At 70.7% G+C, this 22,467-nt stretch carries 21 protein-coding genes; 14 read left to right on the top strand and 7 right to left on the bottom strand.

Features of this window, described 5'->3' with window-relative positions:
* Positions 1 to 507: 507 nt before the first annotated feature.
* Positions 508 to 1,005, bottom strand: a complete 498-nt coding sequence (locus VKV26_18690; protein HLZ71936.1) for a hypothetical protein — start codon at positions 1,003 to 1,005, stop codon at positions 508 to 510.
* A gap of 144 nt (positions 1,006 to 1,149) precedes the next feature.
* On the opposite strand from VKV26_18690, the gene eno reads away from it, so the two are divergent.
* Positions 1,150 to 2,454 carry a phosphopyruvate hydratase gene (eno, locus tag VKV26_18685; protein HLZ71935.1) on the top strand — a complete coding sequence of 435 codons (1,305 nt, stop codon included), beginning with the start codon at positions 1,150 to 1,152 and terminating at the stop codon, positions 2,452 to 2,454.
* 5 nt (positions 2,455 to 2,459) lie between these two features.
* Positions 2,460 to 3,344: a hypothetical protein gene (locus tag VKV26_18680; GenBank protein ID HLZ71934.1), complete on the top strand. Its 885-nt coding sequence runs from the start codon at positions 2,460 to 2,462 to the stop codon at positions 3,342 to 3,344.
* A gap of 231 nt (positions 3,345 to 3,575) precedes the next feature.
* Here VKV26_18680 and VKV26_18675 read toward each other — a convergent pair whose 3' ends face one another.
* Positions 3,576 to 4,160: a cysteine dioxygenase family protein gene (locus VKV26_18675; protein HLZ71933.1), complete on the bottom strand. Its 585-nt coding sequence runs from the start codon at positions 4,158 to 4,160 to the stop codon at positions 3,576 to 3,578.
* 222 nt (positions 4,161 to 4,382) lie between these two features.
* On the opposite strand from VKV26_18675, the gene gap reads away from it, so the two are divergent.
* Positions 4,383 to 5,399, top strand: coding sequence for a type I glyceraldehyde-3-phosphate dehydrogenase (gene gap / locus VKV26_18670; protein ID HLZ71932.1), 1,017 nt, complete (start codon positions 4,383 to 4,385; stop codon positions 5,397 to 5,399).
* Positions 5,400 to 5,659: 260 nt separating this feature from the next.
* On the opposite strand, the gene VKV26_18665 is transcribed toward gap, so the two are convergent.
* Positions 5,660 to 6,397, bottom strand: coding sequence for a glucose 1-dehydrogenase (locus VKV26_18665; protein ID HLZ71931.1), 738 nt, complete (start codon positions 6,395 to 6,397; stop codon positions 5,660 to 5,662).
* 204 nt (positions 6,398 to 6,601) lie between these two features.
* Here VKV26_18665 and VKV26_18660 point away from each other — a divergent pair, with 204 nt between their 5' ends.
* The 5 genes from VKV26_18660 (at position 6,602) to VKV26_18640 (ending at position 12,175) form a co-directional block, all read left to right on the top strand.
* Entirely contained in the window at positions 6,602 to 8,221 is a 1,620-nt protein-coding gene (locus VKV26_18660; GenBank protein HLZ71930.1) for a DUF4118 domain-containing protein, read from the top strand.
* Positions 8,218 to 8,910 carry a response regulator transcription factor gene (locus VKV26_18655; GenBank protein HLZ71929.1) on the top strand — a complete coding sequence of 231 codons (693 nt, stop codon included), beginning with the start codon at positions 8,218 to 8,220 and terminating at the stop codon, positions 8,908 to 8,910. Before VKV26_18660 ends, VKV26_18655 begins: the two co-directional genes overlap by 4 nt.
* Positions 8,911 to 9,069: 159 nt before the next feature.
* Positions 9,070 to 9,480: a winged helix-turn-helix domain-containing protein gene (locus tag VKV26_18650; GenBank protein ID HLZ71928.1), complete on the top strand. Its 411-nt coding sequence runs from the start codon at positions 9,070 to 9,072 to the stop codon at positions 9,478 to 9,480.
* Between the two features lie 370 nt (positions 9,481 to 9,850).
* Positions 9,851 to 10,024: a hypothetical protein gene (locus VKV26_18645; protein HLZ71927.1), complete on the top strand. Its 174-nt coding sequence runs from the start codon at positions 9,851 to 9,853 to the stop codon at positions 10,022 to 10,024.
* Positions 10,025 to 10,057: 33 nt separating this feature from the next.
* Complete coding sequence (locus tag VKV26_18640; protein ID HLZ71926.1) at positions 10,058 to 12,175, top strand: amino acid transporter; 2,118 nt, start codon at positions 10,058 to 10,060, stop codon at positions 12,173 to 12,175.
* 9 nt (positions 12,176 to 12,184) lie between these two features.
* Here the strand turns inward: VKV26_18640 and VKV26_18635 are convergent, their stop codons facing one another.
* Positions 12,185 to 13,219 (bottom strand): LLM class flavin-dependent oxidoreductase, encoded by a 1,035-nt coding sequence (locus VKV26_18635; protein ID HLZ71925.1) that lies wholly within the window; start codon positions 13,217 to 13,219, stop codon positions 12,185 to 12,187.
* A gap of 91 nt (positions 13,220 to 13,310) precedes the next feature.
* Between VKV26_18635 and VKV26_18630 the strand changes: the two genes are divergently transcribed.
* Entirely contained in the window at positions 13,311 to 13,865 is a 555-nt protein-coding gene (locus tag VKV26_18630; protein HLZ71924.1) for a DUF402 domain-containing protein, read from the top strand.
* A gap of 32 nt (positions 13,866 to 13,897) precedes the next feature.
* Here VKV26_18630 and VKV26_18625 read toward each other — a convergent pair whose 3' ends face one another.
* A complete protein-coding gene (locus tag VKV26_18625; protein HLZ71923.1) occupies positions 13,898 to 15,061 on the bottom strand; it encodes a peptidoglycan DD-metalloendopeptidase family protein in 1,164 nt (387 codons plus the stop codon).
* Between the two features lie 435 nt (positions 15,062 to 15,496).
* Between VKV26_18625 and VKV26_18620 the strand changes: the two genes are divergently transcribed.
* The 3 genes from VKV26_18620 to VKV26_18610 all read left to right on the top strand — a co-directional run bounded on the left by VKV26_18620 (position 15,497) and on the right by VKV26_18610 (position 18,190).
* Entirely contained in the window at positions 15,497 to 16,450 is a 954-nt protein-coding gene (locus tag VKV26_18620; GenBank protein ID HLZ71922.1) for an alpha/beta hydrolase, read from the top strand.
* Between the two features lie 146 nt (positions 16,451 to 16,596).
* Positions 16,597 to 17,763 (top strand): aryl-sulfate sulfotransferase, encoded by a 1,167-nt coding sequence (locus VKV26_18615; protein ID HLZ71921.1) that lies wholly within the window; start codon positions 16,597 to 16,599, stop codon positions 17,761 to 17,763.
* A gap of 103 nt (positions 17,764 to 17,866) precedes the next feature.
* Positions 17,867 to 18,190, top strand: coding sequence for a hypothetical protein (locus VKV26_18610; protein HLZ71920.1), 324 nt, complete (start codon positions 17,867 to 17,869; stop codon positions 18,188 to 18,190).
* 27 nt (positions 18,191 to 18,217) lie between these two features.
* On the opposite strand, the gene VKV26_18605 is transcribed toward VKV26_18610, so the two are convergent.
* Entirely contained in the window at positions 18,218 to 19,456 is a 1,239-nt protein-coding gene (locus VKV26_18605; GenBank protein HLZ71919.1) for an amidohydrolase, read from the bottom strand.
* A gap of 184 nt (positions 19,457 to 19,640) precedes the next feature.
* Positions 19,641 to 20,441: an alpha/beta hydrolase gene (locus tag VKV26_18600; GenBank protein HLZ71918.1), complete on the bottom strand. Its 801-nt coding sequence runs from the start codon at positions 20,439 to 20,441 to the stop codon at positions 19,641 to 19,643.
* Positions 20,442 to 20,551: 110 nt separating this feature from the next.
* Between VKV26_18600 and VKV26_18595 the strand changes: the two genes are divergently transcribed.
* A complete protein-coding gene (locus tag VKV26_18595) occupies positions 20,552 to 21,052 on the top strand; it encodes a GNAT family N-acetyltransferase (protein HLZ71917.1) in 501 nt (166 codons plus the stop codon).
* 776 nt (positions 21,053 to 21,828) lie between these two features.
* A complete protein-coding gene (locus VKV26_18590) occupies positions 21,829 to 22,311 on the top strand; it encodes a hypothetical protein (protein HLZ71916.1) in 483 nt (160 codons plus the stop codon).
* The last annotated feature ends 156 nt before the right edge of the window (positions 22,312 to 22,467 follow it).

The raw sequence follows: 22,467 nt of genomic DNA, 5'->3' as shown, positions 1-22,467 counted from the left end.
TCATCCAACAGCGGCTCAAGCGGGCCGGGGCACGCTGGTCGGATGCTGGCGGCCAGGTCATGGTTGCACTCCGCGCCCAGCACGCCACGCAACTCGCCCAGGCCGCCTAATCACTTGACCCATTACAACTTGTCACACCCTACTTCGAGGCGACGTTTGAAATCAGCGGTGGCCGCATCGCCGCCTATCATGGCGAATCGCAAGGCAATTACTGCGGCGCAGCGCCTCGCCCGGACATCTGTCCACAATTCCAACCTATTTTGTCCCGGATGACCGCGCCGATGCAGCTGTTGTCCTCTGACACACCCACTGCCACGAGCGTGGCCGTCGCCTCTGCGATATTGGTCGGCCAGACGCCGATCCATACGAGCGGCACGGCCGGACGCCTACTGCTTGCTGCGCTCGCCACGATCGCGCTAGTCACGCTTGGCCTTGTGGTCGCGGCGGTCGGCGCCGTGGTGCGCCGTCGAACGCCGCGGGCTTCGCCGCCGTGATCGGAGCCTGTACTCAGGGCGGCAGGTCCACCGCGAACTCTTCGAGCAGTGCCTTGCCCGAAAAGTCGTGCCGGCGCAGTGCCTCGCAGAGGCGTTGCAGGGAACGCAATGCGACCAGCGCCTCGGTAAGCGTCATCTCTTGCGCCGCCAGCCCATCCGCGAACTCGTCCGCGTCGCGCAGCCTATAGTGGCGCCCTTCGTAGACTTCGAGGTCGAAGAAGGCATCGCGCACCCGCCAGACAGCGCCATCGACCAGCACCGCGTCCGGCTCGATATACCAGTCGAGCGGATCTGGCACGTGGGGTAGGAAGTTGAAGCGGTTGACTACCCAGCCCGGCCCGGGCAGCAGCCACTTCTCGTTGCGGGAGAAGAGGGTGCCGCCGGGGAAGTCGCGGTAATAGTAGAGGCCGGCTTCGCTGACCACGACATTCTCGGCCCGATACCAGCAGCCGTCCCGGTCACGGACACGCCGTGTGGCAGCGTTGACGTCTACGCCTCGGTGACGTGCCATCGCTCTCCCCTTTGCTCAACCCCTCAGTTTCGCAACGCGACCGCCTTGGCCGAAGGCCTACGCCCTCCCGCCCTACGCCCTACGCCCCCACCTGTGGTAGCTTCACGATCGCGGCGTGCTGTGAACGGCGCCGCGGGAGGCAGCGTGGCAGCGGGCAGCATCACGGACGTGCGCGCCTCGGAGATCCTGGACTCGCGCGGCAACCCTACCGTTTCAGTCGAGGTCACGCTCGATGGAGGCGCCCGCGGGTGCGCCGCCGTGCCCTCCGGCGCCAGCACCGGCGCCCACGAGGCGGTCGAGCTGCGCGACGGCGACAAGAGCCGCTACGGCGGCAAAGGCGTGCTCAAAGCCGTTGGCCACGTCAACGGCGAGCTGGCGGACGCGGTGCGCGGCACGTCCGCCTTCGAGCAGGCGGCGATCGACCACGCCATGATCGCGCTCGACGGCACGCCGAACAAGGGCCGCCTCGGCGCCAACGCCATCCTCGGCGTCTCGCTCGCCGTGGCGCACGCGGCGGCCGCGGCGGTGGGCCTGCCGCTCTACCGTTACCTGGGTGGGCCCGCGGCCATCACCTTGCCCGTGCCGATGTTCAACATCCTCAACGGCGGCAAGCACGCCGAGCACTCGACCGACTTTCAAGAGTTCATGGTCATGCCCGCCGGCGCGGCCAGCTTCGCCGAGGCGCTGCGTATCGGCGCCGAGGTCTACCAGGCGCTCAAGGGCGTGCTGCACGGGCGCGGCCTCAACACCAACGTCGGCGACGAGGGCGGCTTCGCACCCTCGCTGCCTGGCAACGAGGACGCGGTCGCCATCGTGCTGGAAGCGATCCGCGCCGCCGGCTACGAGCCGGGGCGCGAGGTCTTCATCGCGCTCGACCCGGCCTCGACGGAGCTGCATGAGCACGGCGTCTACAAGCTGGCGCGCGAGGGCCGCGAGCTGGACAGCGCCGGCATGGCCGCGCTCTGGGCCGGCTGGTGTGCGAAGTACCCGATCGTTTCGATCGAAGACGGCATGGCGGAGGACGATTGGAGCGGCTGGGCCATGCTCACGGCGCGCCTGGGCGAGCGCCTGCAGATCGTGGGCGACGATCTGTACGTCACCAACACGGAGCGGCTGGCGCGCGGCATCCGCGAGCATGCCAGCAACTCGATCCTGATCAAGCTCAACCAGATCGGCACGCTCACGGAGACACTGGCCGCGATCGAGATGGCGAAGCGCGCCGGCTTCACCGCCGTGGTCAGCCACCGCAGCGGCGAGACCGAGGACACGACGATCGCCGACCTGGTGGTGGCGACGAGTGCGGGCCAGATCAAGACCGGCGCCCCCGCCCGCAGCGAGCGCGTGGCCAAGTTCAACCGCCTGCTGCAGATCGAGCGCGAGCTAGGGCCGGCGGCAAGCTTCGCCGGCATGGGCGCGTTTTACAACCTGAACCTGCGCAGGGGAGCCTGAACGCCGTGGCCGACGAGACGCCGACGCAGCGCGTTTCCCCCGTCGTCTTCCCGAAGAGCTGGGCGCTGCCCGGCCGCCCCGACGGCGGCAACGCGCAGGCGCTCGACAGCCACCGCCAGACCGAGTTCCAGCTGCGGCCGGACCTGCGCCTGCTGCACGAGGGCATGAACCTCGTGCTGCGCGTGGTTGGCGACACGTATCCGTCGAAGTTCCGCACGCACCGCGCCGCCGCCGTGCAGCTTTTCTGGTCGCGCGTCTTCCACTGCCTGGGCGACGCGGCGCTGCTGCTCACGCGCGGCGCGTACGTGGGCGTGCCGCCGCTGGTGCGCACGGCCTGCGAGTGCCACTCGGCCGCGGTGCAGCTCGGGGGCGAGGAGCTGTTCGAGTTCGAGATCTTCCTGGCCCGCTCGCTCAGGCCGCACGAGGGGCTGCACGCGACGGAGATCGGCCGCGGCAGCTATCACGCCGGCGGCACGCTGGCGGCGGACGAGCTGCTGGGCCGCGTCTACCGGGCGAGCACCGAGCTGGCGCGGCCGCACTTCGGCGCCACGCTGGTCGAGGTCGCGCCGGAGTCGAACCAGCAGAAGCTGGCCGTGCTCTTCGGCGACCAGGCGTTTCACTTCGCCTGGGCCCAGCTCGAGCTGGGCTGGCTGATCGCGCTCTGCAGCGTGGTCTTGCGCCACGGTATGGCGCTGGCCGCCGACGGCGTGCTCGGCGCCACGGAGGAGACGCGCACGGCAACCGAGGCGTTTCTCGCCCGCGCCGAGCAGGCGCTGGCGGCGCCGGACCGTTGCCGCGTTGAGGAGATCGAAGAGGAGTTCGAGCCGCGTTTCCTGATCGGCAACTTCCGCCGGCAGTCGAGCGGCGCGCCGCGCAAGCTGCTGCTGTGATGTACGGGCGCGGCCCTGCCTGCCGAACCCACTCGCCCTGGCATCCAGTTCGCGCGCAGCCATTGCTCGCGGCTGCGGGCGCGAAGGGCGCCCGCGGTGCGCCTCTACGCCAAATGGCTAACCCGATGCCCCCCGCACTAGCAACGCCCGATCGCCCCGCTCCTTCTCCCAGGATTGGGAGAAGGACCAGAGGAATGAGAAGGGGGTGAGGATGAGGGCCCGTGCCCGACCTCAGCAGTTGTCGAAGCCGCCGCTCTTGAAGGGGCGGATCGCGCCCGTCGCCAGGTCGTACTGGCAGCGTTCCAGGCCGACGAGGTCGGCGCCGTAGACGTGGATCTCCACCGTCGAGCGCTCGCTCTCGTTCAGCATCGCGTGGATCTCGTCGATCTCCGGCGTCAGCAGCGAGACTTCACCCGGCTTCACCAGCGTGGCGCGGTCCTTCACCAGCGTGGCGAAGCCGTCGCGGTCGCGGTCGTCCACGCGGCGATAGCGCGTCTCCTCGATCGCGTTGCCCAGCACGCCGATCATGCCCCAGGTGTGGTGGTCGTGCGGGCCGACGCCGTCGCCCGGCCCCCAGACCACGGCGCTGACGAACAGCCCCGGCCCGCGGTAGAGCGCGTAGCTGCCGTGGTTGGCGCGGCGGCCCTTGCCCGACGGGCGGCGGAACTCTTCCGGCAGCCCGTCGGGATCGCGCACCAACCGTTCGAGATAGGCCGAGCCGCGCTCGAACAGCAGGCGCTGCTCTGGCTTGCCCGCCAGCAGGCCGGTCATGTCGCCCACGAAGTCGTCGATGCTGTAGCGCGCCTGGATCGTCATCGTCGTTCCTCCCGCCGCGGCCGGGGCTCGCCCGTGCCAGTATAGCGACCAGCGCCCCGGCGCGCCGCAATCCCACCGGCGGCGCTTGCGCTCGCCGCGGCCACGGGAGATAACGGTAGATACTGTTCAGAGACATCGTTCGATACTGTTCAATGCAAGGCGAAGCAACCGGCTGCACGGCGGCCGGCGGCATCCGGGCAGATTCGAGGAGAGGACGTCATTATGGCGACGCGAATCGGCATCAACGGGTTCGGGCGCATCGGCCGGCAGGTGCTGAAGGCGATCGGCGAGCGGCATGGCAACGATCTGGAGGTCGTGGCGCTCAACGACCTGGTCGATACCGAGATCAACGCGCACCTGCTGAAGTACGACTCCAACTACGGCCACTTCCACGGCACCGTCGAGGCGCACGACGATGCCCTGGTCGTGAACGGCAAGAAGATCGCCGTGACCAAGCACTCCGACCCCGGCAAGATCCCCTGGCGCGATTTCGGTGTGGAGCTGGTGGTCGAATCGACCGGCGTCTTCACCGACGCGACGAAGGCCAGCGCGCACATCAGCGGTGGCGGCGCCAAGAAGGTGATCATCTCGGCGCCGGCGCGGAACGAAGACGTGACGCTGGTGCTCGGCGTCAACGACGAGAAGTACGACCCGGCGAAGCACAATGTGATCTCCAACGCCTCCTGCACGACGAACGGCCTGGCGCCGGTGGTCAAGGTCCTGCTCGACAACTTCGGCATCGTCAAGGGCCAGATGACGACGGTGCACTCCTACACGAACTCGCAGAAGATCCTCGACCTCGCCTCCAAGGACCTGCGCGAGGCGCGCGCCGGCGCCATGAACATCGTGCCGACCTCGACCGGTGCGGCAAAGGCGCTGCGGCTGGTGATTCCCGAGGTCTCCGGCAAGATCGACGGCCTGGCCTACCGCGTGCCCACGCCCACGGTCTCGATCGTGGAGATCGTGGCGCTGACCGAGAAGAGCACCACGGTGGAAGAGGTCAACGCCGCCATCTGCCGCGCGGGCGAGGGCCGCATGAAGGGCATCCTCGGCCTGACGATGGAGCCGATCGTCTCGATGGACATGAAGGGCGACGAGCGCTCGTCGATCGTGGACGGCCTTTCGACCAACGTCGTCGTGGACAACCTGGTGAAGGTCGCTTCCTGGTACGACAACGAGTGGGGCTACTCCTGCCGCGTCGCCGACCTCTGCGCCTTCGTGAGCGCGAAGGGGTTTTAGGCGGGGTGTTCGGCCCTCACCCCCGGTCAATCTCACAGTCCGAATCCTGGGCGAGGGGAGCTTGGGGCCGGTGGGTTTGGAGGCTGAAGGCGTGACTCGGCCGGCGCGACGGGCGCGCGGCATGCGCCCCCGCGGCAGCCTGCCAACTCGCCGCAGCCCCGGACCTTCCTCCCCAGGATCGCCCCTCTCCCTCTCCCAGAATTGGGAGAGGGAGAGGGGCCACACAGATGAGGTGAGGGTGAGGGCCACGCTGCCACCCGCTACGCCGTGAGGGCGCCGTCGATGATGAACTCGTGGCCGCTGGAATAGGCGCTGTCGTCCGAGGCGAGGAAGAGGGCGAGCTTCGCCACGTCTTCGGCTTCGCCCACGCGGCCCAGCGGAATTGAGCGCAGGCGGTTCTCCAGCCCGCCCGCGTCGATGCCCGGCAACTGGTGCAGCATCGCTGTGTCGATCAGGCCGGGGTGAATCGAGTTGACGCGGATGCCGAAGCGGCCCAGCTCCTGCGCCGCCGACTTGGTCATGCCGCGCACGGCCCACTTGCTGGCGCCGTAGGCGAAGCCCGCCGCCGCGCCGCGCATCCCGGCGATCGAGGAGATATTGACGATCGCACCCGAACGCGCGGCCATCATCGGCTTCGACGCGGCCTGCATGCCGAGGAAGACGCCGACCTGGTTCACGTCGATCACGCGGCGGTAGTCGGCCTCGGTCGTGTCCGTCAGCCGGCCGGTCATCCAGATGCCGGCGTTGTTGACGAGGATGTCGAGCCGGCCGTGGCGGTCGAGCGCCGCGCTCACGACCCGCTCCCACTGCTCGGCGCTGGTCACGTCGTGGTGCAGATAGACGCCGCCGCAGGCCTTGGCCGTCGCCTCGCCCTCGGTGTCCAGCACGTCGGTGAGCACCACGCCGGCGCCCTCGGCGGCGAAGAGGCGGCCTTCCGCCGCGCCCTGGCCGCGCGCCCCGCCCGTAATCAGCGCAACCTTGCCATCCAGCCTGCCCATCTGACAACTCCGTTGGTCTCAGGGGGTAAACCCCCGCTCACCCCCAGCAGTGAGACGGCCCGCGGCCGTGGTGATTTCACTGCGGGCCGCCCGGACCCGTTTTCCCATCGCTCCCAAGGTTTGGTGCGTCGCCGCCGCGGCGGCTGCTGCGAGTATACGCATCTCGGCGCGGCGCGGGCGTGTTGTTCCGGGCGCAGGCGCATCATGGCATTATCAGATCGGCCGGGCAGCCTGCGCGGCCGCGGACGGGCGGAGGGGGCGATCGTGAACGTGCCGGCCCAGCGCATGCCGCGCCTGCCGTGGCCGGCCGGCTGCGGCCTGGCGATCGCCGGCGTGGCAGCGCTCACCTGGCTTTTGCACGCGCTGCTGCGGCACACGCATCCCGGCAACCTCTCGTTGATCTACCTGGCTCTGGTGCTGGTGCTGGCCGTGGCGGCGGGCAGCGGGCCGGCGATCCTGGCGGCGCTGCTCTCGGTCGTCGCGCTCGACTGGTACTTCGTGCCGCCGGTCGGTCACCTGGGCGTCACCGGGTTGGACGGCTGGCTGGCGCTGATCCTCTTCCTGAGCGTCGCGGTGCTCACCGGCCAGCTCACCGCCGGCTTCCGCAACCGCGCCGCCGTGGCCGCCCGTCGCGCGCAGGAGCTGGCGGCACTGTACGATCTGAGCGTGACGATCCTGGGCGACGCGCAGTTCGACCACGTGCTGCGGGCGATCGCCGGCCGGCTGAGCGAGGCGCTGGGGGCGCGCACCACCGTGCTGTGGCTGCTGGAGGGGGACGGCTCGCTCTCCCCCGCCGCGGCCGCCGGTGAGCTGCTGGGCGGCGAGGCTTCGGCGGCGCAGCGGGCCGCCGCGCAGCGCGCCCTGGATCGCGCGGCGCTGCGCCGCCCGCCGCAGCCGCATCGCCTGCACGAAGCCTCGCCCACGACCGCCGTGCCGATCACGCTCGGCGCACGGGCGCTCGGCGCGATCACGGTCTCGCCCGAGCTGAAGGACGGATTCAGCGTGGCCGAGCACGACCGGCTGCTGCACGCCTTCGCCAGCCAGGCGGCGCTGGCGATCGAACGGGCGCGTCTGGCCGACGAAGAGGAGCGGGCGCGGCAGGCCGCCGCCTCCGAGCGGATGAAGTCGATCTTCCTCGCCAGCGTCTCGCACGACCTGCGCACGCCGCTGACCACGATCCGCACCGCCGCGGCGGGGCTGCGCGAGGCGCTCGGCGCACGCCTCACGCCGACGCTCGATCAGCTCACGCACAGCATCGACGCCGAGGCCGCCCGTCTCAACCGCCTGGTGGAGAACCTGCTGGAGATGTCGCGCATCGAGGCGGAGGGGCTGCCGCCGCGCAAGGCGCTCGAGGATCTGGCCGAGATCGTCGGCTCCGTGGTGCACCGGCTGCAGCCGCTGTTCGAGGCGCGGCAGCTCGTGCTGAACATGCCCGACAACCTGCCGCCGCTGCCGTTGGACGCGATTCAGATCGACCGGGTGCTCTCCAACCTGTTCGAGAACGCGGTCAAGTTCTCGCCGCCCGCAAGCGAGATCCGCCTCGACGTCTGGCCGGAGGCGGACCAGGTGCGCCTGCGCCTGCGCAACGCCGGCGCCCCGCTCTCGGCCCAGGACCGGCAGCACGTCTTCGACAAATTCTACCGGCGCGAGGGCGCCGCGAGCGGCACGGGGCTGGGGCTGACGATCTGCAAGGCGATCGTGGAGGCGCACGGCGGCAGCATCCGCGCCGAAGCCGGGGTCGACGGCGTGAGCATGCTGGTTGACCTGCCCGCCGGCAGTGTGCCGCCGCGCGACGCGGCGCCGCTGGCCGGGGCGCGGCGATGAACGGCCCGCTGGTGCTGATCGTGGACGACGAGGCCGAGATCCGGCGCGCCCTGCGCCTGGCGCTGGAAGGGCGCGGTTACCGCGTGGCCGCCGCGGCCAGCGGCGAAGAGGCGATCGCCGCGCTGGAGAAGGCGCGGCCGGAGGTGGTGCTGCTCGACCTGCTGATGCCCGGCATCGGCGGGCTCGAAACCTGCAAGCGGCTGCGCGCCCGCTGGCCGGTGCCGATCATCGTGCTCTCGGTGATGGGGCAGGAGCACGACAAGGTCGCCGCGCTCGACGCCGGCGCCGACGACTACCTGACCAAGCCGTTCGGCTTCGACGAGCTGATGGCCCGCATCCGCGTCGCCCAGCGCCGCGCCCATGCGCTTTCGGGCGGCGACGAGCCCGTGTACCGCAGCGGTGAGCTGGTGCTCGACCTCGGCCGGCGCAGCCTCAGCCGCGGCGGCAGCGAGATCCACCTGACCCCGATCGAGTACGAGGTGCTGAAGTACCTCGCCGTGCACGCCGGCCGGGTGGTGACGCACCATATGCTGCTGCACGCCGTCTGGGGGCCGGAATACAACGGCGATACGCAGGTGTTGCGCTACACGATCACGCAACTGCGCAAGAAGCTCGGCGACAGCGCGGCCCAGCCCCGCCACCTCGTGACCGAGACGGGCATCGGCTACCGCCTGCTGCTCGATGCCTGACGCCGCGTCACGCCACCGGCGCAAATCCTCGCAAAATCCTCACAGCAGCGGCTGCCTTCCTCACACGGCCCCAACGCCGGCCATGCGACACTGAGAGAACACAGAGAGATTACGATGTGCGCCGGCCGGGCAAGCTCTGCGGCGCGTGAGGCAGGCGGCATGCAGGCGGCCCGAACACCAACGCCGCTGACGGCGGAGACCATGCTGCAGGTGGGGAACCTGGCGCTGGACGCGGAGGGCTACGCCGTCAGCGTCGCGGGCAACGATGTCTTCCTCACCGTCTCCGAGTTCCTGTTGCTGCGCGAGCTGGCGCGGCAGCCGTACCGCGTGATCGAACGCGCGGCCCTGTGGGCCGTGGTGCAGCCCGGCGAAGCCGCCGCCGCGCCCGACGCCGAGACGCTGCGGGCGGTCGATCGGCATGTGGCGCGGCTGCGCAAGAAGCTGCGCGCGGCGGGCTTCGACGGCATCCAGACCATGCGCTCCGTGGGCTACCGCTTGACGCCGGCGGCGACGCCGGCCTCCGGCCGCACGACTCCCGGCCAGCGCCGGCGCGGCCGCGGCGCCCGCTGAGGCGGCCGCGACCCGGCTGATTTCCCGGCCTTCCTGATCGCGGTCCGCGCGCTGCTCGCCCCTACCGGCGCCCAGCCGCATCCCGCCGCGCGCCGGCCATTCTGCCGGCCGCGGCGCCGGCGCGCCGGCGAACCCGCGCCTGTCTCCGCGGCGCCGCAGGACCGTGCGCGCGCCGCTTGTGGGGGCCCGGCAGCACAGCGCCTCTGTGCACGGTGCGGCGAGTTCGCTATATTGGCGTCCAATACCGAGTATATTGAGAGCATATCAAAAACACCCCGGGCGCGCGCCCAGGGGTTGCCGCGCCGCAGGATAGCACCGCCGCAGGCGATCTGCGCGGCCGCGTGCCTTCACCGGGACAGGAGGTTACATAGTGGCATCGTCCACCCGGCCCCAGCCGGAGGAGCGCCATACGCCGGAACAGGCGGAGCCGCAAGAGCGGACGCCGTCCGAGCCGCGCGTGATCGTGCTGCGCCGCTCCGCAGGCTGGCAGGCGCCACCGGCGGCGGAAGCGCCAGCCGACGACGGCACCGCCGAGTCCTCGTAAGCCGCGCCCCCGGCGCGAGGAGCAGCGTCTGTCATGAGCAGCGAGCAGGGTCCGCCTCCCGCTACCTCTCGCGGGTACCTGCGCCGGGGGAGCAAACCCGGCACCTCGGTGTTCGTGGTGCCGCGCCACAACGGCGTGGCGCCGCCCGAGCCCGAAGCCTCGGTGAACGGCAGGCACGCATCGCCGCGGGCCGCGGCGCCCCTGCCCGCGCCGGCCATCCGCCGGCAACCCACCGTCGCCACGATTCCCGGCTATCACGCCGCGCCGTCTGAGGAACACGCCCCGCACACGCGGCACTTCTGGCTGTTCGTGCTCTGCCTCACGGGTGTCGACTACTTCTCGACCCTGGCCTACCAGCCCGGCATCGCCTTCAACGCCACCGGCTTTCTCTCGCCGATCGCCACCGCCGTGCTCGTCGCCTTCACGCTTGCGGGCGCGCTGACGGTCTACCGCGTGGTGGCGCGCGAGAGTTCCAACGGCCAGGGCAGCATCTCGATGCTGGAACGGCTGTTGCCGCGCTGGTGGAGCAAGTTGCTGGTGCTGGTCCTGCTCGGCTTCGCCGCCACGGACTTCATCATCACCATCACCCTCTCCGCCGCCGATGCGGCCAAGCACTTCGTCGAAAATCACTTCGTCGCGCAGCACACGCCGGCTGCCTTTCAGCACCAGTTTGCCGTGACGCTGGTGCTGCTGGGACTGCTGGGGCTCGTGTTCTGGCGCGGCTTCGGCGAGGCGATCAAGCTGGCGATCGTGCTGGTGTCGGTCTACCTGGTGCTGAACACGATCACGATCGCGGCGGCGCTGGAGCACATCGCCCGCCATCCGGGCGTGGTCAACGCCTGGCGCCACGGCCTGACGGCGGAGTACGGCAATCCGCTGGCGATGGTGCGCGAGGCGCTGGTCAAGTTTCCGGCGCTGGCCCTGGGACTGTCGGGTTTTGAAACCGGGGTGGCCGTGATGCCGCTGGTGATCGGCCGGGCGAGCGACACCGGCGCCAACCCGGCGGGGCGCATCGCCAACACGCGCAAGCTGCTGACCACGGCCGCACTGGTGATGAGCGCCTTTCTGATCACCTCCAGCATCGTGACCTCGCTGCTGATTCCGCCGGCGGCCTTCGCCAAGGGCGGCGCGGCGGAGGGCCGGGCGCTGTCCTATCTCTCGCACATCTACCTGGGCAACATCTACGGCACCGGCTACGACCTCTCCACGATGCTGATCCTCTGGTTCGCCGGCGCCTCGGCGATGGCCGGGCTGCTGAACCTGGTGCCGCGCTACCTGCCGCGCTACGGCCTGGCACCGGGGTGGACGGCGGCGCAGCGGCCGCTCGTCGTCGTCTTCACCGCGATCGCCGTGGTGGTAACGGTCGTCTTCGCCGCCGACGTGGAGGCGCAGGGCGGCGCCTACGCCACCGGCGTGCTGGTGCTGATGATGTCGGCGTCGGTGGCGGTGGCGATCGCCGCGCATAGAATGCGCAGCCGCATCTGGTGGGCATACGCGCTGATCGTCGCCGCCTTCATCTATATCACCGCCCAGAACGTGCGCGAGCGGCCGGACGGCATCAAGATCGCCAGCATTTTCATCATCGCGATCGTGGGCGTCTCGCTGGTCTCGCGCGTGCTGCGCTCCACGGAGCTGCGCATTCAAGAAGTGGAGCTGGACGCGGAAGCGCAGCAACTGGTGGAGCAGGCGATCGCGGTGGACGGGCACGGCCACCGCCGCCTGCACCTGATGCTGCACAAGCCGGGGAACGGCGACGACGTCGCCGAGTACGCGCACACGGAGCGGCGGCAACGGCGGGTACACTACTTCCCGCCGGGCGAGCCCATCCTCGTGGTGCAGATGGAGACGCACGATCCCTCGGCGTTTGCCGACCGCATGGTGGTGCACGGGCGCCGGGTCGGACCGTACTCGGTGCTGCGCTGCTCGGCGCCGGCCGTGCCGAACGGGATCGTGGCGCTGAGCCTGGTGCTGGTGAAGCAGTACCGCTGCCAGGTGCACCTGAACGGCAGCTGGACCTCGGGCAGCCCGGTGGCGCGGGCGGTACGCTTCATCATCTTCGGTGAGGGCGACACGGCCCGCCTGGTGGAGTACATCAAGAGCCGCGTGCTGCCGGAGAGCGAGCAGGACGGCATCATCATGCACGTGGCATGAGGGCGGGCCTCATGCCGCCACGCCCGCCAGCCGCGGCATCACCTCGGCGGCGAACAGCTCCATCGACCGCAGCGTTGCCGCGCCCGGCACGCCGGCCAGCGCCATCAAGATCAGCACGCGCTCGTAGTCCGTCTCGGCCGCGTAGCGTTGCAGGCTCTCCACCACGTCGTCGGGATTGCCAAAGCTCGCCAGTCCCTCTTCCAGATACTGCTCGAACGGGCGCAGGTAGCCGAAGCCTAGGCGCCCACGCACGTTGGCTCGCGCCGAGAGCCGCTCCTGGTAGGCCATGAACGGCCCGCGTACCGTGGCGATCGCCTCGGCGCGGTCGCGCGCCACGAACACACAGCGCATGCCGCAGCTCTGCTCGTGCAACGCCTGCACGGCCGCGGGGGCATAGCCCGCCGCCGCCGCTTCCTCTCGGAAGGCCGCGCGGCGCCGCTGCAGCTCGGACGCGGGCACGAAGAACGAAGACAGCGTGGGCAGACCCAGGCGCGCGGCGGAGAGATTGCTGTCGGTGCTGTTTGCCGCCAGCCAGAGCGGCGGGTGCGGCTGCTGGCGCGGCCGCGGCGTCGCCCGCACGCCGGCGAGCGAACGGAAGCGGCCGCTGAACTGCACCGGCGCGCCGCTCCAGCAGGCGCGCATCAGGGCGATCCCTTCCTCCTGGCGGGCGCGGCTCTCCTCGTAGCCGGCGCCGAAGGCCGTGTAGTCCGGGCCGGCGCCGCCGCGGCCGATGCCCACGTCCAGCCGGCCGCCGCTCACCTGGTCGAGCACCGCCAGCTCCTCCGCCAGCTTCACCGGGTCGTGCAGCGGCAGGAGCGAGACGCCCATGCCCAGGCGCAGCCTGCGCGTGCGGGCCGCCACATAGGCGGCCAGCACCTGCGGCGCGGGGCAGAGGCCGTAGTCGCTGAAGTGGTGCTCGGCCACCCAGACCGACTCGAAGCCGAGCGCCTCGGCCGCGACCATCTGCTCGAGCTCGGCGTCGTAGACCGCCTGCTCGGCCCAGTTGGGGTCGCGCTGCATCAGGAAGAACAGACCGAAGCGCATGTTTCTGTCTCCGCGGCGACAGGCTACGGGTGGGAGGTTACAGGTGACAGGTTACAGGTTACAGGGAAGCGGCGGATGGCGTCGGCTCGGCATGGCGCCCGAGGGACATGCGGCGCAGAATAGCCGCATGCGCGATGCGGCGATGACGCCCTTCATCGAGACGAAGCGCACGCTGGACGGCCGCGAGCAGCGCTTCGAGACGCGGCCGATCGCCGTGACGCCGCGCTGGGCGGCCGTGCGCTTCGACTTCAGCGGCACAACCTACGCCCGCGCCGGCGGCTTCGAGATTCCGGCCGGCAGCTACACGACCGGCTTCTTCTGGCGCGGCCGCACGTACAACCTCTACCATATGACACGCGCCGACGGCTCGCCCATCGCCGACCGCTTCGACGTCGTCGAGGGCGTGCGCATCCGCCGCGACGGCCTCGTCTTCACCGATCTACTGCTCGACCTCTGGGTGAGCCCACTGGGCGAGACGCGCTTCGAGGACGAAGACGAGGTGCGCGCCTACCGCGAGCGCGGCCTGCTCAGCGATCGCCAGTTCGCCGTGATCGGGCGCACCGCCCGCTACCTGAACCGCCATCACCGGCGCGTGGTCGCCGCCGCCCTCGCTGCGCTGGACGAGGGAACAGGGAACAGGAAATAGAAAGAGGGTGCAAGCGCTCCCTGTTCCCTACTTCACGCCACGTCGTTGGCGCCGGCCATGATCTGGACGCCGTCGTTCGGCAGCACGGTCAGCGGGTCCAGCGGCATGCCCTGGTAGTAGATGGGAAAATGGATGTGCGGGCCGGTCGAGCGCCCGGTGATGCCGGTGCGGCCGATCGCCTGGCCCTGCTTCACCGCCAGGCTCTGCTGCACGCCGATCGTGGAGAGGTGCGCGTACAGCGACGAGTAGCCGTCCGGGTGCTGCAAGATCACGTAGAGGCCATAACTGCGGCTGGCATCGCCGCCGGCGAAGGAGACGATCGCATCGGCGATGGCGCGGGCGGGGCTGTTGAGCGGCTGGCCGATATCGAGCGCCTGGTGCGCCGCCTGGAAGACGGTGGTGATCTGCCGCGAGTCCACGGGCCAGACGAAGCGCCCCGCTGCTCCTGCCGGCGCGGGCGTGGCCGCCAGTCCGCGTTCGGGCGGCGCGGCGACACCCAGCGCCGCCGTGCCGAAGGCCGTCGTGCTGCCCGCGGCCGCCGCGCCCAGCGGCGCGATCGTGGCGCCCGCCGTCGATGCCGTCGCGGCCGCCGTGAGCGTCGAACCCGTCGCCGGCGCGGCGGTGGGCGCCGCTGCGCCGCTGCCCAGATAACTGGCTTCGACCCAGCCGGCGCGGCTGCCGTAACTGACCGGCACCCAGCCGTTGCTCGCGGCGCCGAGGATCGTCACCGTGGAACCGCCGGGAATGACGATGATCACGCTCTGGTCGGTGCCGGGGCCGCTGCGCAGGTTGAGGCCGTCGGCGGGCAGCACGCTTGCCGCCGTCTGCGCGGGCGCCGCCGCGCTGGCGAGGTACACGCCATCGGCCCAGCCGTTCTGGCCGTTGTACTGCACCGGCAGCCAGTTGTCCGGGGTGGCGGCGCCGGTGATGGGGACTTGCGCCCCGGCGGGCATCACGGCCAGCACCGGGTAGTTCTCGCCTGGGCCGCCGCGCAGGTTGAGCCCATCGCTGGAATTGACCGTGGCGGTGGTCGCCCCGGGAGGCGCCTGCTGCGCCCGTGCCGCCGGAAAGTGCAGCAGCCGGTCGAGGAACCCGGCTCCGGCCGCTGCCGCCGTGGCGCTGAGCAGGCCGCGCCGCGTCAGCGGATGATCGCTGAGGCCGCGCCGCGCCCCGGCCACTCCGGGCTCTGCTGCCATCCTCTGCCCTCCACGCGGCCGCCGCCCCGCCCGACGCCAAACCGAGCGGATTGTACCCAACGGCACGCGGCCGCGCCGCGGCGGCGAACGCGCTTCGGCACGCTGAGGCAGTCACGGCATGGTTGAGCTGCGAATCCCCGGCGCATGACCGGCAAAAGCTCGCCGCAGGTCGCCTGTCCTCACGTTTCCATGACGGCAGGGCCGCTATAGATAACGTCAATCTATCGAAATCGCTCGCGTGCAGGGGCCAGGAGGCAGGCGGCGCGGCCTGCGGCGGAGAAATGCGGCAGGGCGACGACGGCGGCGGGCTCGCGGCCGGGCCGGCGCGCTGGCCGCGCGGCGGTTCGCCCTGTAGCATCGGTCTCACGGCGGCACAGCGAAGCTCGGCGTCGCGACGCAGTCGCGTCCGGCGGCGCTTCTTTCAGGAGGCAGACCATGCCCGAGAGCCTGACCATCGACCCGCGCGTCTTTCATCCGGACGCGATCGACCCGGAAACGGCGGCGTTCAACGCCCAGCTCGCGGCACAACTCGCCGCGGTGCCCGGCTGGTATGAGCCGGAGAGCGCCCCGGCGTTGCGTGCGCTCTCCGAGGGGCTGCTGCGGGCGCCGGCTGTCTCGCCCATGGCCGAGGCGCGCAGGCTGCCCGGTCCGCACGGCGAGATGCCCGTGCGCGTGTTTGTGCCGGATACGGTGCGCGGCGTCTACCTCGATATTCACGGCGGCGGCTGGGTGATCGGCACGGCGGAGGGCGGCGACCTGATCAACGAGCGCATCGCCCGCGCCTGCGAGGTCGCGGTGGTCAGCGTGGACTACCGCCTGGCGCCGGAGCATCCCTATCCGGCGCCGGCCGACGACTGCGAGGCGGCGGCGCTCTGGCTGGTGCGGCACGCGCGCTCAGAGTTTGGCGCCGAGCGGTTGCTGATCGGCGGCGGCTCGGCCGGCGGCCAGCTCGCGGCCGTGACCCTGCTGCGCCTGCGCGACCGGCACGGCTTCAGGGGCTTCGCCGGCGCCAACCTGGTCTTCGGCTGCTACGACCTGACGATGACCCCCTCGCACGCCCGCTTCGCCCGCAAGCTGGTGCTGAGCCAGTCGCTCGACCGCTGGTTCTTCGACCAGTTCGTGCCTGATCCGGCGATGCGGCGCGACCCGGACATCTCGCCGCTCTACGCCGACCTGCATGATCTGCCGCCGGCGCTGTTTACCGTGGGCACGGAAGACCCGCTGCTGGACGACAGCCTGTTCATGTACGCGCGCTGGCTGGCCGCCGGCAACCGGGCGGAACTCGCGGTCTATGCGGGCGGCGCCCACGGCTTCACCGGTTTTCCTCTGCCGCTCGCCGAGCAGGCGAACGCCCGCATGCTGACCTTCATTCGAGACGCGGTGGCCTAACCCCGCTTTCGCTAAAGCGAAACCTCCCCTCGCGACACGGAAGGGCCGGCTTGCGAACGATCGGATCTCCTCAGTCCAACCCCTTCCCCGTGCGAAGGGTGGGCTTGCGCAGCAAGCAGGGGTAGGCCACGGCGCGGAGGCGAACGATGGGCTGGTCGCCCTACCGCAATACCGGGCTCAGCCATCACGAGCCGGCGCGCTCGTGCAAGGGCTACACGCTGGTCACGCCCACGGGCGGCGACTCGACCTTCCTGCTGGACATGGACGGGCGCATCGTGCAGCGCTGGCGCTTCACCACGATCCGGCCATTTTACGCGCGGCTGTTGGAGAACGGCCGCCTGCTGGCGCTCGGCACGGACAGCGCCCTGCCGCCGCCCGAACGGCCGCCCTTCGACCAGCCGCAGCCGGGTTGGCCGCAGCGGGCGCGGCTGCTCGGCGGCGGCGGCACGCACCTGCTGGAGCTGGACTGGAACGGCGCCATCGCCTGGCAGTACGAGAACCCGGCCATCCACCACGACTTCATCCGCCTGCCGAACGGCAACACGCTGCTGCCGCTCTGGGTCGAGTTGCCGCCCGCGTTCGCCCGGCGGGTGCGCGGGCTGCCGCGCCTGCGTCCGAAGGAGAAGCGACCGCCGCTGCTCGGCGACGACGTGATCGAGATCGACCCGCGGGGCAAGGAAGTGGCGCGGCTGCGCGTCTCCGAGGCGCTGGACCCGCGCCGCGATCCGCTCTGTTCGCTGGAAGCCGGCTGGGAATGGACGCACATGAACGCGATCGCGCTGACGGCCGAGGGCAACCTGCTCTTCTCCTGCCGGACGAACAGCCGCGTGGGCATCGTCGCGCGCCCCTCGGGCACGCTGCTGTGGAAGTACGGCTTCCCCGAGATCGCGCACCAGCACCACACCACGGCGCTGCCGGGCGGCAACGTGCAGATCTTCGACAACGGCATGCACCGCATCGGCCTGCCGCGCTCACGCGTGATCGAGGTCAACCCGAAGGACAACAGCATCGTCTGGGAGTACACGGGCGAGCCGTTCGAGCAGTTCTTCAGCGGCCATGTCTCCGGCGCGGAGCGGCTGCCCGGCGGCAACGTGCTGATCTGCGAGGGCGCGCCGGGCCGCGTGTTCGAGGTCACGCCGCGCGGCGAGACGGTGTGGGAGTGGGTGAATCCCTTCGCCAACCGCCAGCAGGGCCGGCTGGTGACGCTGATCTACCGCGCCCACCGCTACACGCCGGAGTTTCCCGGTCTCGCCGGCCGCGAGCTGAACCCGGCCGCCTACGCCGACCTCAACCGGCTGCACGGTCTCACATAGCCCGCGCGGAGGGAAGCTGCCCCGCGTGGCCGGCGTGGGCACGGCTTCGCGGCTGTAGTATCGTGTGCCAAACCGGCAGCACACGCGGCGGCGAGGGAAGGCGATGCTCTCGGATCAGAGCGCGGGCGAGCTGCGCTTTGCCGGCTTCGGTTCGCAGGGCAGTACCGCCGCGGAGGCCGGTCAGCGGCTGGCCGAGGCGCTGCAGCGCTGGATGCAGCAACACGAGCACTGCCGCGTCGTGCAGATCAGCGTGCAGCCGGCGGGCGTGAGCGGCATGGCGCAGCCGTTCGGCCTCGGCGCGCTCGTGGTCTATCTCGCCGGTACGCTGGACAGCGCCGCCGAGGCCGAGGCCGTCGCCACCGCGGTGGAAGAGCTGCAGAAGACACAGACCGAGCGGCGCGACCCAGAGCCGCCGCGCTTCGTCTGAGGCGCGCATCGGCGCGGCGGCCGATCGTTACTCGATGCCGCCGCGGCGCAGCACGTTCTGGATCACGCGGCTGCCCAGCTCCACGGCCACGGGCAGCACACGGTCGTCGATGTCGAACCTGGCGTGATGGTGCGGAAAAACCTTCGCCGGGTCGGCGTGCATGGCGCCGAAGAGGTAGTAGCAGCCGGGGATCTCGTCCAGGAACAGCGCCATGTCGTCCGAAACGGTGGTGGGCGTGGCCAGGAGGCGCGAGCCGCCCAGCAAGGCCGCCGCTTGCTCGCGCACCAGCGCCGCCACGCGTGGGTCGTTGCGCACCGGCGGCGCGGAGATGTCGTAGCGGTACGTGCAGGTGGCGCCGAAGGCCTCGCTGACGCCGGCGACGAGCTTGCCGATGCGCTCCAGCAGCTCGCGCATCAGCGGCAAGTCCATCGTGCGCACGGTGCCTTCCAGCCGCGCCGTCTCCGCCACGATGTTGTTCTTCACGCCGGCCTCAAGCTTGCCGACCGAGACCACGGCCGGCGCCAGCGGGTCCACGTTGCGCGCCACGATCGACTGCAGCGCCGTGACCACGTGGGCGCCGACCAGCACGGCGTCGATCGCGCGATGCGGCATGCCGCCGTGGCCGCCCTTGCCCGTGATCGTGATCTCGAACATGGCGGCGGCGGCCATCTGCGTGCCGTCGGTGATGTTCGCCGTCACCGCCGTCTGCTCGCTGATCAGGTGCAGGCCGAGCGACATCACCGGGTCGACGTTATTCAGGCAGCCGTCTTCGATCATCGCCTTCGCGCCGCCCACCACCTCTTCGGCCGGCTGAAAGACGAAGTAGACGTTGCCGGGCAGCTCTTCGCGCCGCTGGCGCAGGACCTTCGCCAGCGAGAGGGCGATCGCCATATGGCCGTCGTGACCGCAGGCGTGCATGCCGCTTTCGGCCGGCGAGGCGAATTCCAGCCCCGTCTCCTCTTTCAGCGGCAGCCCATCGATGTCGGCGCGGTAGAGCACCGTCGGCCCCGGCTTGCCGCCGCGCAGCAGCGTGGCGCGGCCGGTCTCGGCGTAGGTGTGCACCGCCTCGTAGCCGAACCCGCGCAGGTGCTCCTCGATCGCCTCGCCGGTCCAGTGTTCGTTCCACGACGGCTCGGCGTGGTGGTGCAGCAGCCGGCGTGTGGCGATCGTCTCGGCCGCGACGGCGCGCACCTCGGGACTGAGATCGAACTGCTCGGCGCGGCCGGACCACGCCGCCGGACCGGCCGGTTCCGCTGTCGAAGTCATCGCCATACCCTCCGCAAGGCGCAGCCGCCCGCTGCCCCTGCCGTTGCGGACATTATGCACCCGCGGGCGGGCGACTGCCGGCGTTGGCCCGGCGGCTACAACGTCGGCCTGCTTCCAGCTCCAGGCCGAACAGGACCCGGCCGGTGGTCTCCAGAGTGCGCGGGTGGACGCCGATGTGCTGCGCTCAGGCCCGGCTGCCGGCCGGCGCGGCGCTGAGCACGCGGCTCAAAAAGTCCGAGACGGCGGCGTTGTACTCGGCCGCGGTCTCGTAGTAGACGTTGTGCGGCGCGCCGGCGATCACGCGATATTCCGAGTGCGGCAGCGCCGCGTGCAGCCGCTCGCAGGCGGGGCGCAGGCGATCCAGCTCGCCGACGACGATCAGCATGGGGCTGCTGACGGCGCCGATGCGCTCGCCCAGCGTGGCGCGTTCGGCCAGCGTGCGCCCGCGCGGGCGGGGATAGCGCAGCGCCTCCAGCCGCGTGGCCGTGGAGCGGATGCGCAGATAGCGCTCGAACATGCGTGGCTGGCGCTGCCTGAAGCCGTCTGTGAGCGCATCGCCCACGGGCAGGAAGAGCGTCTCGTGGTCAAGCGGCGCCGGCGAGAGGCCGGGCGCGCCCGCTTCCATCAGCCCCATGCCCGACGGGATCAGCGCCGCGGCGCGGTCCGGGTGGCGCGCCGCCCAGCGCAGGATCGTGTCACCCCCCATCGAGTTGCCGGCCAAAACGGGCCGCTCGATCGCCAGCGCCTGCAGGAAGCCTTCCAGCTCGTCGGCGCGGTCCGGTTCCTCTTCGCCGCGGGGCGAGTTGGAGGAGTGGCCGTGGTTGACGCTGTCGTAGGCGATGCAGCGGAAGCGGCCGCGGAAGACGGCGAACTGCTGGAACCAGGCCTCGCCGCAGGAGCTGTTGCCGTGCAGAAAGAGGAGCGGCCGGCCGCTGCCCTCCTCCTGGTAGTAGATGTCGGTTCCGTTGATCTCGATCCACGGCATCGCGTCGTCTCCTCGTTGCGCCCGCGCCGTCCGGTCGCGGCGGCGGCATGATCGCAGGGCAGGCGCATGCCGTCAAGCAAAGCGGCGTTCGGCGTGGTAGCGTGCCGGTCATGAACATCCGGGCCGTGCGTCCAGACGAAGCGGCGCTGCTGCGCGACGTGCGCCTGCGCGCCCTGGCGGATGCGCCCGGCGCCTTTCTCACCACGCTCGCCGAGGCGCTCGCCTACCCCGATCAGCTCTGGCAGGAGCGCGCTGCAGCGCTGCCCGGCCGCGTGACGTTCATCGGCGAAGATGCAGCGGACGGGCGCTGGTGGGGTATGGTCGGCGGCGTACTGGAGACTGTGCAGGCCGACACGCCGCCGACGGTCTACCTGATCGCGATGTGGGTCGATCCCGCGCGGCGCGGCAGCGGGCTGGGCGAGGCGCTGGTGCGGGCGGTGCTCGATTGGGCCGCAGCCCGAGGCGTGCGCCGCGTTGAGCTGGATGTGGTCGAGACCAATGCGCCGGCTATCGGGCTGTACAGGCGCTGCGGTTTTCTGCCCACGGGCGAGCGGCATACCACATCCACGCGGCCCCAGTACCGCACGCTGCGCATGCGCCACGGCCCGTAGGCGTGACCGGTGGCCCGCCGACTGGTTCCGAGTCAGGCGTTACCGAACCGTGACTTCCTCTCCTCTCAGCGCAGGATAGGCTGAATTAGAGAGCGCAAGTATCCGACGCTGCTAGCACGGGTCCGGAGCGCGGAGCAGGCCTGCACGGCGTACGCAAGACGATCGCCGGGCACGCGAATCTGGCGGTTTTTCTCGCGGTCTGAGCAGCCGCGAGCAACCGAGGGCACGGGGCGGCAGTTGCCGCCCCGTGCCGCGTTTGCGAAATGCCCGGCTAACCGAATCTTTGCCGGTGCTTAACGCTTTCCTCAAGCTCCTCTCAGCCTGGCTTCGTACGGTGAATGAGGGCAGGCACGACCGTCGCGCAACCACGAAGACGGAAGGGCGGAGAGCAGGAGGAGGGGTGATGCTCGGTGCGCAGCGTTAGCCGGCGATGTTGGATGGCGCCCGCGACGCCGAGCCAGGCGCCGGCTTCACCTGTAGCCCACACTCGCGCGGGCGGCCTGCACCTGGCGAGTGATCCAGCCGGCGGGGCCACGTCAGCAGCCGCGGTGGACGGATAGCGTCCCGAGAGGTGGGGTCTGCCCGTCCACCGCGGCGCCAGCGCCAGTAAATCCACCGATTTTGCGCGGATCACAAGAACGAGCGGCGATCGGCGAATTGGCACTCGTCAGCCGTCTATGAAAGTAACGCAGGCCTGCAAGAACACCGGTTCGGAGCATGTGACCCCGCATCGGGCCACCGAGCCGGCCATGAAGCCACTTGTTGGGAGGAAAACCATGAATCTCGGGAAATCGAGCACACGCCGCCTGGCCGCGGGCGCTTGCGCCCTGGCCCTGGCCGCGCTGCCACTGGCGGCGGGCTTCGCCGGCGGCGCGGCGGCGGAGGCGCCGTCCTATCCGCTGATCGCGTCGATGACCGGAGCGCAGGTCGGCGTGGTTGATTTCGACGGCTTCGGCACGTTGCAGCAGTTCTCGATCAACTTGCAGGGCGCCGCGCCCAACACGACCTACACCGTCTCCGACTGCGGCACGAACGGCGACGGCACGCCGGGCTGCGCCGCCGAGGCGACGCCGGCCAGTGTGACAACGGACGCCCTCGGCGACGCGCAGATCGTCGTCAACGTCGAGAACGGCCCGCAGACCGAGGCGTTGACGCTCACCGACACGGCGAACGGCGCGGACACGATCGTCGGCGGCCCGGCCGCGGCGGCCATGCTCGTGGCGCCGTCGATCATCATTGCGCCGGCCACGCTGCCGTAGCCTCGCTTCACCAGCGCAGGGTTGAGCGCGCCGCCCACGGGCGGCGCGCCCCTGGACTTTGGCGGTTTCCACAAGAGGGAGAGGCAAGAGGGCTGCCCGCGGGTAGCGTGACGGGTGCTTGAGACCGTTGCGCCAGCCGGGAGGACAGCCCCATGC

This window comes from Dehalococcoidia bacterium, from assembly GCA_035310145.1.
In the GTDB taxonomy this organism is placed as follows: domain Bacteria; phylum Chloroflexota; class Dehalococcoidia; order CAUJGQ01; family CAUJGQ01; genus CALFMN01.
This window is presented reverse-complemented; position numbering and strand designations above follow the sequence as displayed.

Bases quoted from the DNA above. Each gene is read 5' to 3' on its own strand.
- VKV26_18590 (HLZ71916.1), top strand. From the start codon at position 21,829: ATGAATCTCGGGAAATCGAGCACACGCCGCCTGGCCGCGGGCGCTTGC.
- VKV26_18605 (HLZ71919.1), bottom strand. From the start codon at position 19,456: ATGACTTCGACAGCGGAACCGGCCGGTCCGGCGGCGTGGTCCGGCCGC.
- VKV26_18620 (HLZ71922.1), top strand. From the start codon at position 15,497: ATGCCCGAGAGCCTGACCATCGACCCGCGCGTCTTTCATCCGGACGCG.
- VKV26_18665 (HLZ71931.1), bottom strand. From the start codon at position 6,397: ATGGGCAGGCTGGATGGCAAGGTTGCGCTGATTACGGGCGGGGCGCGC.
- VKV26_18610 (HLZ71920.1), top strand. From the start codon at position 17,867: ATGCTCTCGGATCAGAGCGCGGGCGAGCTGCGCTTTGCCGGCTTCGGT.
- VKV26_18690 (HLZ71936.1), bottom strand. From the start codon at position 1,005: ATGGCACGTCACCGAGGCGTAGACGTCAACGCTGCCACACGGCGTGTC.
- VKV26_18660 (HLZ71930.1), top strand. From the start codon at position 6,602: ATGGCATTATCAGATCGGCCGGGCAGCCTGCGCGGCCGCGGACGGGCG.
- VKV26_18650 (HLZ71928.1), top strand. From the start codon at position 9,070: ATGCAGGCGGCCCGAACACCAACGCCGCTGACGGCGGAGACCATGCTG.
- VKV26_18600 (HLZ71918.1), bottom strand. From the start codon at position 20,441: ATGCCGTGGATCGAGATCAACGGAACCGACATCTACTACCAGGAGGAG.
- VKV26_18640 (HLZ71926.1), top strand. From the start codon at position 10,058: ATGAGCAGCGAGCAGGGTCCGCCTCCCGCTACCTCTCGCGGGTACCTG.
- VKV26_18625 (HLZ71923.1), bottom strand. From the start codon at position 15,061: ATGGCAGCAGAGCCCGGAGTGGCCGGGGCGCGGCGCGGCCTCAGCGAT.
- VKV26_18655 (HLZ71929.1), top strand. From the start codon at position 8,218: ATGAACGGCCCGCTGGTGCTGATCGTGGACGACGAGGCCGAGATCCGG.
- VKV26_18615 (HLZ71921.1), top strand. From the start codon at position 16,597: ATGGGCTGGTCGCCCTACCGCAATACCGGGCTCAGCCATCACGAGCCG.
- gap (HLZ71932.1), top strand. From the start codon at position 4,383: ATGGCGACGCGAATCGGCATCAACGGGTTCGGGCGCATCGGCCGGCAG.
- VKV26_18675 (HLZ71933.1), bottom strand. From the start codon at position 4,160: ATGACGATCCAGGCGCGCTACAGCATCGACGACTTCGTGGGCGACATG.
- VKV26_18595 (HLZ71917.1), top strand. From the start codon at position 20,552: ATGAACATCCGGGCCGTGCGTCCAGACGAAGCGGCGCTGCTGCGCGAC.
- VKV26_18635 (HLZ71925.1), bottom strand. From the start codon at position 13,219: ATGCGCTTCGGTCTGTTCTTCCTGATGCAGCGCGACCCCAACTGGGCC.
- VKV26_18630 (HLZ71924.1), top strand. From the start codon at position 13,311: ATGGCGCCCGAGGGACATGCGGCGCAGAATAGCCGCATGCGCGATGCG.